The organism is Corynebacterium sp. P3-F1, assembly GCF_030503635.1.
Taxonomy (GTDB): Bacteria; Actinomycetota; Actinomycetes; order Mycobacteriales; family Mycobacteriaceae; genus Corynebacterium.
Genome location: NZ_CP129965.1, coordinates 2,106,649 through 2,118,088, shown reverse-complemented (window position 1 = coordinate 2,118,088; position 11,440 = coordinate 2,106,649). Strand labels below are relative to the sequence as shown.

The 11,440-nt window shown below is 58.4% G+C and carries 10 protein-coding genes and 2 pseudogenes; 5 read left to right on the top strand and 7 right to left on the bottom strand.

The window, feature by feature from the left end; all coding sequences use genetic code 11:
• Positions 1-34: 34 nt before the first annotated feature.
• A pseudogene (locus QYQ98_RS10065) lies at positions 35-1,232 on the bottom strand (IS3 family transposase); the annotation flags it as partial.
• Positions 1,233-2,098: 866 nt separating this feature from the next.
• Here QYQ98_RS10065 and QYQ98_RS10115 point away from each other — a divergent pair.
• Positions 2,099-2,320: an acyl carrier protein gene (locus QYQ98_RS10115; protein WP_367881645.1), complete on the top strand. Its 222-nt coding sequence runs from the start codon at positions 2,099-2,101 to the stop codon at positions 2,318-2,320.
• Between the two features lies 1 nt (position 2,321).
• On the opposite strand, the pseudogene QYQ98_RS10110 reads toward QYQ98_RS10115, so the two are convergent.
• Positions 2,322-2,891 (bottom strand): annotated as a pseudogene (locus QYQ98_RS10110) (hypothetical protein); the annotation flags it as partial.
• Between the two features lie 304 nt (positions 2,892-3,195).
• Here QYQ98_RS10110 and QYQ98_RS10055 point away from each other — a divergent pair.
• Positions 3,196-3,846 carry a hypothetical protein gene (locus QYQ98_RS10055; protein ID WP_302006734.1) on the top strand — a complete coding sequence of 217 codons (651 nt, stop codon included), beginning with the start codon at positions 3,196-3,198 and terminating at the stop codon, positions 3,844-3,846.
• An 11-nt stretch (positions 3,847-3,857) separates the two neighbouring features.
• Here the strand turns inward: QYQ98_RS10055 and QYQ98_RS10050 are convergent, their stop codons facing one another.
• The 4 genes from QYQ98_RS10050 to QYQ98_RS10035 all read right to left on the bottom strand — a co-directional run bounded on the left by QYQ98_RS10050 (position 3,858) and on the right by QYQ98_RS10035 (position 7,666).
• On the bottom strand, positions 3,858-4,142 hold the full coding sequence (locus tag QYQ98_RS10050; RefSeq protein ID WP_302006732.1) for an alpha/beta fold hydrolase: 285 nt from the start codon (positions 4,140-4,142) through the stop codon (positions 3,858-3,860).
• A gap of 30 nt (positions 4,143-4,172) precedes the next feature.
• Positions 4,173-4,454, bottom strand: a complete 282-nt coding sequence (locus QYQ98_RS10045) for a hypothetical protein (protein WP_302006731.1) — start codon at positions 4,452-4,454, stop codon at positions 4,173-4,175.
• A gap of 277 nt (positions 4,455-4,731) precedes the next feature.
• The gene (locus QYQ98_RS10040; protein ID WP_302006730.1) at positions 4,732-6,036 is read right to left on the bottom strand and encodes a PIN-like domain-containing protein; all 1,305 of its coding nucleotides are present in this window, start codon (positions 6,034-6,036) and stop codon (positions 4,732-4,734) included.
• Between the two features lie 404 nt (positions 6,037-6,440).
• A protein-coding gene (locus QYQ98_RS10035) for an IS3 family transposase (protein WP_302006729.1) occupies positions 6,441-7,666 on the bottom strand; the annotation gives its coding sequence in 2 pieces (ribosomal slippage) (positions 6,441-7,384 and positions 7,384-7,666; 1,227 coding nt in all).
• 102 nt (positions 7,667-7,768) lie between these two features.
• Between QYQ98_RS10035 and QYQ98_RS10030 the strand changes: the two genes are divergently transcribed.
• Genes QYQ98_RS10030 through QYQ98_RS10020 form a run of 3 tightly spaced genes read left to right on the top strand, consistent with a single transcriptional unit; the run spans position 7,769 to position 10,184 of the window.
• Positions 7,769-8,440, top strand: a complete 672-nt coding sequence (locus tag QYQ98_RS10030; protein ID WP_302006728.1) for a TetR/AcrR family transcriptional regulator — start codon at positions 7,769-7,771, stop codon at positions 8,438-8,440.
• Entirely contained in the window at positions 8,437-9,363 is a 927-nt protein-coding gene (locus tag QYQ98_RS10025) for an ABC transporter ATP-binding protein (protein ID WP_253576280.1), read from the top strand. Before QYQ98_RS10030 ends, QYQ98_RS10025 begins: the two co-directional genes overlap by 4 nt.
• Positions 9,360-10,184 (top strand): ABC transporter permease, encoded by an 825-nt coding sequence (locus tag QYQ98_RS10020; protein ID WP_259926378.1) that lies wholly within the window; start codon positions 9,360-9,362, stop codon positions 10,182-10,184. The genes QYQ98_RS10025 and QYQ98_RS10020 overlap by 4 nt, the downstream gene beginning before the upstream one ends.
• 585 nt (positions 10,185-10,769) lie before the next feature.
• On the opposite strand, the gene QYQ98_RS10015 is transcribed toward QYQ98_RS10020, so the two are convergent.
• Positions 10,770-10,964 (bottom strand): ATP-binding protein, encoded by a 195-nt coding sequence (locus tag QYQ98_RS10015; RefSeq protein ID WP_367881631.1) that lies wholly within the window; start codon positions 10,962-10,964, stop codon positions 10,770-10,772.
• Positions 10,965-11,440 lie beyond the last annotated feature (476 nt).

Here is an 11,440-nt window from a genome sequence, read left to right as displayed (position 1 = left end):
TGAACTGGCCCCCGAAAGTTGGACTGGTTTAACTCTAGGCGGTTAGGGCTTCAAGGGTCTGATTTCGATATTGCATCGGGGTCAGGCCCTTGAGTCGTTGTTGGATGCGTTCGGTGTTGTACCACTGGATGTACTCGTCGATCGCCTGGTTGAACTCTGCGACGGTGTCGAAGATTTCTCCGTGGTACATCTCGGCTTTCAAGTGCCCGAAGAAATTCTCCATGACCGCGTTGTCGTAACAGTTGGCTTTACGCGACATCGACTGAACACCACCGTTATCGCCGATCAGGTCACGCCAGGAGGCATGCTGGTACTGGAAGCCTTGATCGGTGTGCATCATCCACCCGGGTTCAGGTGCACAATTCACGATTGCGTTGGTCAAAGAAGCGGCGGTAAATGCTGTCGACGGCGATGTAGCCACGCTGTGGGCAACGATTGAGCGGTCGAACAGATCCATCACCGGGGACAGATATACCTTGCTGCCTGCGACCCTGAACTCGGTGACGTCGCTGACAAAGAAGGTGTTGGGCTTGTCCGGAGTGAACTTGCGGTCAAGTTTGTTGTCAGCGATGTGGCTGATCGTCCCAGCGTAAGAAACATAGGGCCTGCGCTGGCGGACCTTGGCTCGAAGTCCCATCTCGCGCATGAGCTTGAAGACAAGTTTGTGGTTGACCACCCAGCCCTGGTTGCGCAGGTCCAGCAGCACCCGCCGGTAACCGTAGCGATGCTTATTACGCTCGAAACTTTCCCGGATTGCTTGCTTCAGCGCAGCGTGCTTATCCGGCTCGCGCAGGCGTTTCTGGTGGTAGAAGAACGTCGACCGTGGCATACCCGCCGCATCCAAGAGGTACTCCAAGCGGTGGTGCGACTTGAGGATGACAATCGCCTGAACTTTCAGGCGCGTCCCTGGTTCCTCAAGTCCCGCAATTTTTTTAAGTAGGCGTTTTCCGCTTCCAACCGTGCGATCTGGCGACGCAGCTTCTCTTCCTCCGAGAGCGGCTTCGGTGCGACCGAGCCTTTGGGCCTACCCTTCGGCTCCGGTTTTAGCGCCTCATCGCCACCTTTACGCCATTTCCACGACCACCCTTTAACTAGCTGGTCTGATGACAGGCCAAACTCACGCGCAAGATCCATCGCCGTCTCACCGGCAAGGTGGCGTTGGACAACTTCCTTCTTGATTTCGAACGAATACTGCTGCTTAGTCGGTTTCTCCACAAGACATAGCCTGCCATGCAGCGTAAACCGACGATAGAGCATACGGGCGGCGTATCTGGAGACACCAAGAGCAATGGCAGCGGCTCTATAGCCCATGCCTTGCTCAAATAGTTCAACCAACTGCTCGCGCTGATGCTCACTCAGCGAACTTCGTGCTCTCAACGAAAACTACTCCCCACTAGTCGATAACTGATTTCTCAGTCCAACTAATGGGGAGCAGTTCACGAACGGAGCGGGTCATTTTTGTGTTCGCGGCCGTTTTTCTTCGGCAGGCAGGGGGTTTCGTGAAAAGATTGGAACAGTTTCGTCAAACCCCCGATGATGAGACACTCTCGCTAAACCTCCCATCATCTAGTTTCTTCTCCGCCCGCTTTTGCCGCTTACACTTCCTACGGCTGTTGCTTACACATTTCTCAAGCCTCGCCCGTGAGCCACCTCGTGGGCCCAAGGAAGCTTCCTGGTAGCAAATTACGCCTGAGTTTCCGCACCAGTATCTTCTGTAACAGGGCTCTGGACGTGGACTGCGGTTCGGTCGAGGTGCTAGGGGCTTGAGTTGCTCCTGGGTGCCAGGCGGTGGACCAAGCGGAGAAACTGCCACCGTGCCGGCCGCTGGGGGTAGGCGTTGATGTAGCGCGCCGGACATGTCGCCGCAGCCTTGAGCGTGAGGGCTTCCTCCGTCGGTCTGCAAGGCCTGACGCTTACGCGTCTGTGGTTCTAAGCTCTGTGCCAGAAGTGTGAGTTGATACTCGCACTGGTGTCGGCCTGGGCTTTGCGCCTCTACTTTCTGTGACTGGCAGGAACGCAACACATGGGTCGGTGACCACCGTGCAGTCTCGCAACTCTTCTTGTGCAGGAAGACACGGGTTCAAGGTTGCTTTAGCTTATCGACGACCATTTCAACGCCAACCTCTCCCCCGAAACGCTCCTGACCGATTCGGCGCTGTCGTCGCTCGATCGGATCGAACTGGCAATCCAGATAGAGGAGGAGTTCGGAGTGCGCATCGACGAGCGCGTGTACGAGAAATGTGCGACCGTAGGCGAGCTGGCGGAATATCTCGAGGAACACTGGTTTCCTCGGTCCAGTCGAGTGCGGAGGCCTCGTTGAAGTCGCCGCCGAAGATGACGATGTTGCCCCGCTCGGATTCCTTCTTGGCGTCTTCGATGAGCTGCTTCGCGGCATCGGGGCGGCCGGACTGCTGGTTGATCCTTCGGATGGTCTCGGTGTCGGTGACCGGACCTTCGAGCTTGTCCCACTTCTTGTAGTTCTCGGGCCACTCGTCGCCCTGGGCCATGCCTGCGTAGCCGCGCGGCCAGTAAACGGCGTAGTCCTTGTACTCGAGGTGGCCGGAGTAGACAGCAATGATGTCGTCGCCGACCTTCAGGCGCGCCTTGGCCCAGCGGTTGTTCTCACCGGCGTCGATGAAGTGCTTGGTGTCAATGATGTCGAAGCGCGAGATCACCGAGGCGCTGCCCGGGTAGAACTCGTTGTCGCGCGAGGAGAACGCGTCCCACCCGAGCTCCACTGCGATCGGCTTCGCTGCGCCAATCGGGTCGCCCTTGTAGGGGACGGTCTCCTGGAAGAAGACGATGTCCGCGCCGACTTCCTCGATGGTTTTCGCAACGTCCTTGTACGCCGGGCCGTTCGGTACGACCTGCGCGCCGTACCAGAGGTTCATGGACAGGACGGGGACTTCCTTGCTCTGCTTAGCGACTTTCACGTCCCTGTCTGAAGAGGACGCGGCCTGTGCCGAAGGCATAGCGTGGACACCCGCAAGCACCAGGATCGCGGAAAGGATCATGGCAAGCAGCGCCTTAGCGCGGCTAAAAGATGTGGTCATGAGCTCCCCCAGATGATGGATTCGTGGAGGCCGTGTGGCCTAGGTTGTTTTTCACCTGAGGGTGTGCTGTGCGCAACATGAAGATGGGGTGGTTTCGGGTCAGACACTTTGCCCCAACCCGTTAACATCATATATTTCGCATATGGGATTCTTTACTATTTCTGCAGCGCAGCTAATTACTATCTTGTTTGGCTTCATAACCCTCGCTCTGGCCGCTTACAACCAGATGTCGCCGAAAGCGCTTTCGGACAAGCTCAAAGCGCTCGAGGACCTAGGCGAGAGACTGCCCGAGCGTGATCGAAGCTGGGATCCAAGCAAGAACGAGCCGCAGCTCATCGACCGCTATGTAGAGCGCTACACGGATATAAGGTCCCGCGCGGACTGGGCGGTTGCTGCCGGCTGGACAAAACGTGTTCAACTTGTCGGCCTTGTGGCCATTCCAGTAATTTCCGGAAGCCTTCTTGCTGCAGTCTGGCTCGACCACCTTCATGGATGGTATGCAAGTCTTCTCTATCTCGTAATACTGACCATCGTCGCAGCTCTGTCTTTCGGTTTAATACATGTAGTGGTCAACCGAACTATGCGAAAGAACGGGCTAGCGTTTCCGGATAAAGAGGAAGAACGGAAACGCTTTTTGGAGAAGATCGATGGCCACATCCTCAAGGTAGAACCCGATAATCGCCAACTCATCAACGACGAGGAGACTGGCCGCGAAGGATCACAGAATCAACTGGGCCCTGCGCCTTCTGACGATGATGTAGAGGATGGCCAAGTCCAGGATAAAGCCCAATAAATCCAGGGGTTTCATACGCCCGTTGACAAGCTGGAAATCAACCTATTCACCGCCTCGGGGTTGTCCACGTTGGTGTTGTGTGCAGCCTCCGGCACCCACGCCAGCGACAGGCCGTCGGTTTCGGCCCAGCGACGGCTGAAGCGCTTCGCTCCCCTGGTGGTGTCGCACTCGCCGACGATGAGCAGCGTTGGGCTGGTAATTCTGTAGGGCAAGTCGAGGGCGACTGCTTCCAAGATCGCGGCGAAAGTGCGTTTGGCTAGATTGAAGTTCTTATTGCGGGAGTATTCTTGCAACATCTCACGGGTGACTACCTGGCCGTCAGGTGTTTACGAGGTTCCTTCCGGCGCATTCTCGAGGACGCCCTTGATGGAACGCAGGCGTAGGAGCGGACCAGTTCGAGGCAGCTCGAAGAGTGCAACCGCAAGCCAAAAATCCCGTCTGTTTGCCGCCGAGCTATCGTTGAGGAAGCCGCTATTCAACGAAGGGCTCAGCTGCATGAGCCTCTGGTCAACAATGCCGTCGAAGAACTGGCCGATCAGGATTGGCGAATCGACGCTCTCAGCGTCAAGGATCGCGGCGAGTTTCGCAGCGACCCGGAGCACGCTCACTGCCTCTAGTTCGTAGGGGCGCGAGTCGTTGTGCGCAAGAGCATCCCTGGCGATCAAATTGCATAGGCCTGCGAGGTGGTACTCCAGTTGAGTCGTGAAGAGAAAGCAGGCGGCAAATATGGCGTGCAGGAACACCAACCACGGCTTATCCTCGCCTGCCTCGCGGGAAACCCAGTAATGTGCGACCCGTGCAGAGATGTCGATACACGTCGTTCATCCATGCAACTTCAGGCCGTGCGCCCTGCGGGCGGTTGGTCGATTTCACCGACAGGTCACGTCAGCCAGCGACACTCTCCGAAGTCTCACAAAAATCTGAGAATTCAGGAGGAACTCTGTACCCGACCGCCTCTCCGGGACCCCGGTAAACCGCCACTAAGGGGTCGGAGGCAGAGTCCGGAAGAAGCTTCATGTCTACCAGAATATTCTTTACGCTATCGGCAGGCATCCTGAATCGGGTCAGGTAATTCTTAGCGCCATCCTCCCAACCCAGGATGTTCCCAATCTCTTCTCTGGTAATGTAGCCACCACGTTTGGCGGCCTCCATGATTACCTCTTGTTGAACTGTTCTACCCCGTTCTGCAAGAAGGTTAAGAAGACTCGAGTATGCCTCATAGGTCCATTCATCCGATTCGGAAACCGCATCTCGCGCGATTGACGAATACATGTCCGCAGATTCTTGAGGCGCCGCTAACCGCAGAAAATGTTCTAGGTCAATAACGATCATTGGGCCTCCGGTGGTATCAATTGACTCCTTCTGAATTCTGGGATCAATCCGGCGAACGGCCTCGTCATCCTGCTTCTGTTCCCACAAATCTTTCTTCTTTTCCTGCGTTACAAAGAAGAATCCTTTAGAGAATCCATTCTCCACGCAGTGATTGAGCATTTCCTGCCACATGTAATAATCGCCAGCAGACTTTTCTACTGTTGCTTTACCTACATCGGTTAATCCCGGCCCAACAGGCTCATCTTTGTTTATGCGCTGGTCGTATTCCACCGTCCACGCGTCCCTCGTCGACGGTGCCGGCTCCGACATGAAATGATCAGTTTGGAAAGTTTCGCCAAGCTCGTCTAAGAGGTCATGATTTCTCGCGCCTGACCGTATTGCTCCGACGTCTATCGGCGCACCCAGGAGCTGCCGCACTCGGCCGTCGACATCGTTAAACCAATCCAGAAAAGCCCCAAACTTTTCCGCAACCTCATCCAAGATTTGCGCCACGTCCTCTTCACTACCGCCAATTGCACCGGGCAAAGGCCGAATGAACCCGATCTCCTCTTCCAACTTGGACCTCGCCGAGCTGATCAACCCCTCAATCTTGTTCGTACTCGGGCGGGGAATCGCATTCAGCAAACTCGTTCTAAAAGCTTGCGACTTTAGTTCAACCTGTGTCTGAAAAGGTAGGTATACACGTTCACTCAGGTCGCCAATGAGCTCCATTACGCTCTTCCTGGGTGCAGAGTGCAATCTCCACAGGTCGCGAATCACGTTTGTGTCGAAATAGACAGGAAGCCCCTCCTGGAATTTCGATTTCAGCTCTTCGTCCGTGATCACATTGAACTCTGGCCTTATGTCACTGAAAGACACCGCATATCTCCTCACAAATCCCTTCGAACCTCTTTAACGAAGATTTATATTGAGCTTAAGCCATGCATTCATCTCCAGCTACGCTAATACTTGTCCCAGTTGCCGTCCGGCCCCACGGGGTCGTCCCGGCATCTCATCCAATCCTTCCGATCCATCGGCCGGGAAACCCCCTCCCCTTACGAAGCTCCGAACGGCAATCAGTGTCTGAAAATTGCCCGGAGGCCGCACTGGCAGGTTTCCAGCAACATGGGTCCGGCTCAAGGAAGTAGCTCCTGCCAGTAATATTCCAGTGTTCTGGCCGGGGCTAATGAGATTCAATCAAAATGGCCCGGGCAATGTGTTTAGACCTCGTGTTTAGTAACGGTGTGGTGGGTATTGAAGCGTCCTGGGTTCCGTTCCGCTTACTAAACGCCCAGCGACTGAACGTCTGATTGTTGATAGTAGGCGTACTCCATCTCCTGTGGAGTGATATATCCGAGGGATTCGTGGAGCCTCTGGTTGTTCCACCAGTACACCCAACGAAGGGTCGCGATCTCGACCTCCCCAACTGACGTCCACGGCCGGTGGGGATAAATCAACTCCGTTTTGTAGAGGCCGTTGACCGTTTCAGCCAACGCGTTGTCGTAGGAGTCACCGACAGTGCCAACGGACGGATCGATCCCAGCGTGAGCGAGTGCCTCACCGTAGCGGATCGACACATACTGCGAGCCACGATCACTGTGGTGGACAAGCCCTTCTAAACGAAGATCACCAGCGTGATACAACGCGTGCTTAAAGACCTCCAGCGGCAGTTCATCGGTACGCATGCTCGCTCGAGTGGCGACACCGACAATCTTTCGGGAGTACGCATCAGTGATTAACGCGGTGTAAGCAAAACCAGACAGGGTGCGCACATAGGTGATGTCAGCGACCCACAACCGGTTCGGAGCCGAGGCCGTGAAATCACGGTTGACCAGATCAGGACGACAATCCGGCACGTTAGCCCGAAGTGTCGTAATCGGTGTGCGGCCCCGCCTGCGGCCTTGTATGCCGGCTTGTTTCATCAACCGCGCGGTCTGATCACGGCCGATATCCCAGCCAGCGCGCTGCATAGCCTTCCACATCTTGCGTATCCCGTAGACGCTGAAGTTGTCCTCATAGACCCTCACCAATTCAGGAATAAGCAGCGCATCTGACAAACTCCTCGCCGACGGCGCTCGTGTTTTCGCTGCTCGGTAGCCGCGAGAGGTGATGAACCCACATTCTGTCTCTTTCAATGTGCGACAGATAGCCTCGACCCCGAAGCGATCGCGATACGCATCGATGTATTCGATCATCTTCTGGTGGGACGGTCGAGTTCCGCCGCGAAAAAAGCCGACGCGGTTTTCCAGATCTCATTCGCCCTGCGTAGCTCCTTAATCTCTTTCCGCAACCGCTTCAGTTCGTCAGCCGTTGACTCGCCGGCGCCAATCTCAACATCGGACGAGACCATATTCGGCTTCAACCAATCGTTGAGCGTGTGCGCTGGAATGCCGAGCTTTTCACCGATCTCTACGGCTGCACCCCATTTCGAACACCCTTCGAGCTCAACGAGGTCCTCAGCCAAACGCACTGCCTTGGCCTTGAACTCGTCACTGTATTTCCTTGGCATGATTCCAATCCTTCTCTAGAAATGATCGGAACTAAACCCAGGACACTTCAGGTGGGGGGTGTGGTCTTGACGGTTACTAAATTAACATATAGGATGCTAAACATGAATTCAGTTTCTGAGTCTTCCGATCTGACCGGGCGTGCCCGTCTCCGTGATGCGGCGATCGAGTTGTTCGCGGAACGGGGGTTCGACAAGACGAGCGTGAAGGCAATCGCGGAGGCTGCCGGGGTCAGTCCTGGACTGGTGATCCATCACTACGGGTCGAAGGACGAGTTGAAGCGCGTCTGCGATGAGCATGTGATCGCCAAACTGCTCGATGAGCGATTCGCCTCAGCGGAGACTCCCTCCCCGAACCTGGTGCAAGCGCTTCTGGCCGAAGCCTCGAGCGCGGGCCCGATGTTCAACTACCTCGCCCGCCTGCTGATCGAACCGGGTAAGGCCGGTGACGAACTGCTCGCCCGGCTGGTGGCGAGCACCCGGCAGAACTTGGCCGAGGGGCGCGAGTCTGGTTCGATCAGGCCTGCATCTGATCCCGAGGCGACCGCGATGCTGGTCACCGTGTTCGGGGTCGCGCAGTTCTTGGTGCGTGATCGCTTCGCGCAGGTCTTGGGGGCTGACCCGTTCTCGGCTGAGGGGGCGGCACGGCTCACGCTCCCGACTCTCGAAATTTTCACCGAGGGCCTCTATGCCGATACGGGGCTGCTTGAAGCGGCTCGAAGCGCCCTCGCAGGGCAGAGCGACGCCGAGTCGAACGACGGAAGGGATGGCGCATGACCGCCGTCATTGAGACACGCGAGTTGCAGAAGAAGTACGGCAAGCACCTCGCCGTCGATGGGATCGGCCTGCGCGTCGAACGGGGTTCGGTGTTCGGGTTGATCGGTCCGAACGGTGCGGGCAAGACGACGGTGTTGCGGATGCTGGTGGACATCATCCGCCCGACCGCTGGGGAGTTGAGCGTGCTCGGTTCCGTGCCGCGCCGTTCCGGTACGGCGCTGCGTCGTCGTATCGGCTACCTGCCGGGCGAGCTGAAGCTGTCCGAGCGCATCCGTGGCGGCACGCTCTTGCATCACCTGGCTCAGATCAGCGGTCCGGTCGAGCCGGGCACGATCGAGGGCCTGGCAGAGCGTCTGGGTCTTGACCTGAACCGTCCTGTGAGGGCGTTGTCGAAAGGGAACCGGCAGAAGCTGGGCCTGATCCAAGCGTTCATGCATCGGCCGGAGTTGATAATTCTCGATGAGCCGACCAGCGGCCTCGATCCGTTGGTGCAGCGCGAGTTCCTGGCGATGGTGCGCGAGGCACGCGAAGCCGGGCAGTCGGTTCTACTCAGTTCGCACATCCTGACCGAGATACAGCACTCCGCAGATGATGTGGCGGTTCTCGCCGGCGGCAGGATCGTCGCCCAGGGCGACGTGTCCTCGCTGAGACTCTCCCGCGTCGCCCGGCTGAGCGCCGTGCTCGCAGACACCACCGCCGACGCGGCACGGGCGGCGCTCGCCACGTTGCCGATACTGGATGACCTCGACGCGGAAGCGACCGCCTCGGGCGATCTCGTGAGGCTCAAGGCCACCATCCGAGGCGAGGCCGACACGGTCGTGAAAGCCCTCGCGCAGTTCACCGTGCGCGACCTGACCATCGAAGAACCCGACCTCGAAGAGTCGATCCTCGACCTCTACGCGCGAACGAACGGCACCAGATGACCACGGCAGCACTGGCCCCGGTTTCCCGACCCACCGCCCCGATCTTCTCCCGGCACCTGCTCGACGGCTGGCGCGGGCAACTCGGCTGGTCGCTCGGCATCGCGGCCGTGATCGGGATGTACCTGCCGTTGTTCCCCTCGCTGCAATCCCCGGAACTCGCGCAGTTGATCGACAGCCTGCCCGCTGAACTGGTGAGCACGCTCGGGTTCAACCAGATCGCCAGCGGAGCAGGTTACGCGCAAGCGACGTTCTTCGGCCTGCTCGGCTTCGTGCTCGCCGCAATAGCCAGCGTCTCCTGGGGCGCGGCGTTCATCGCAGGCACGGAGGAAACCGGGCGACTCGAACTCACCCTCGCGCACGCGGTCGGACGCGCCCAGTACGCGCTCGAAAGTGCAGCGGCACTCATCGTCAAGATGCTCGCCCTCGGCGCGGTGGCATTCCTGCTGATCCTCGCAATCAACACCCCCGCAGAACTCGACCTCTCCGCCACCAACCTCCTCGCCGTAACGATCGCCTGGACAAGTCTCGGCCTCCTCTCCGGTGTCGCCGCTCTCGCGTTCGGCGCCCTCACCGGGCGGCGATCCTGGGCGATCGGAGCCGGAGCCGGGATCGCCGTCCTCGGCTACGGACTCGATGCCGTCGGAGGCACCAGCGAAGACTTCGCCTGGCTATCGAACCTCTCGCCCTACCACTGGGCATTCGACAACACCCCGCTCGCGGACGGCTTCGACTGGGCCGGGCTTGCGCTCCTCTGGGGTCTCTCCGCAGTCCTCATAGGCATCACCGCCTGGGCGCTGTCGCGCCGCGACATCCTCGGGTAACCCATATCCGTCGCCTGAGCAACTTTCCCCTCGCCCGCCCTGACCCCTAGCAACGTGGTGCATCTGCTGACGGGCGGCGGGTACAGCGGCGTCCTGGCGCGCGTCCTGGCGTGGGTGCTGGTGGCGCACCTCCCTTCTGGGAGGCGTCACCGTGGACGAGCACATCACCCCTGCCAGCGACGATACGGCGGGACCGGCTGGCCCGGCCAGCCACGGATTCGAGAGCCCCGAGGGACTACGTGCCCTGTTGATCCGCTTGCATGAAGCCGGGCCTGGGGCCTGGCGGGGTGATCGTGAGGCGGCGGAACTGATGCGATACACGGCAGTGAGGTATCGGCGGCTGGCTCGCAGATACAGGATGGATGCCTGGGAGGTCGCTTCGATGGCGTTCGAGGTCATGCTCGCCCCCTCGACGCGGAACGCGGGGAATCCGTGGGCTGTTGTCACTCGCGCCGTGCAGATCACGTGTATCGCGGAGGCTCGTGCTTCCTGTGTTTTGTCAAGTTGGTGTAGGCCATTTCAGCGCGGATTTTTGGGCCAGTTCGGCGTGGTTTTGGGCCGTGTGAGCGTTGCTGGGGTTTTGGGTTATTTCATGAGGGCGTTTGCCATGCGGTAGGACTGTCCGGTGAAGGTGATCATGCGGCCGTGGTGGACGATGCGGTCGATTGCGGCGGCTGCCATGTCGTCGTTGCCGAAGACTTGGCCCCATTGGGAAAACGCCAGGTTTGTGGTGATGATGAGGCTGCGTTGTTCGTAGGCGTCGGCGATGGCTTGGAACAACAGTTCTGAATCTCGTATTGCAGCAACTTCTCGGCGTGGACGGCTCGGATCAACCCGGCGACGTCCTGGAAAGGATCGCCCATCTCGGCCGCTGTTCTTTTAGCCTGTGCTCGCAGTTCATCGAGAGGGACGCTTTGGGCTGCGAGCAATTCCAATTCGGTCGGCTCGGATGGGTCGAACATGTGCGTCATTGTAGAGGGGAGAGCTCGTTCCTTCTAAGCTCAAGACATGTCCACTACCCAGGTATGCAGCACTGCGGGCTGCACGAACCCTGCGATGTTCAGAACTAGGACGAAGCCGACGTGGTGTGCGAGGCACGTCGCGGAGTTCTACGAGCAGGCTCATGCCGAGATGCTGGAACCGTTTACGCGCCCAACGGATTACGTACTGACAAGGTGCAAAGATTGCGGGTTCGAGGGCCACAACCGATTTGAGAACGTTCAACACGCTGCGAGGTCGCAGATGCCCTGCTGTCA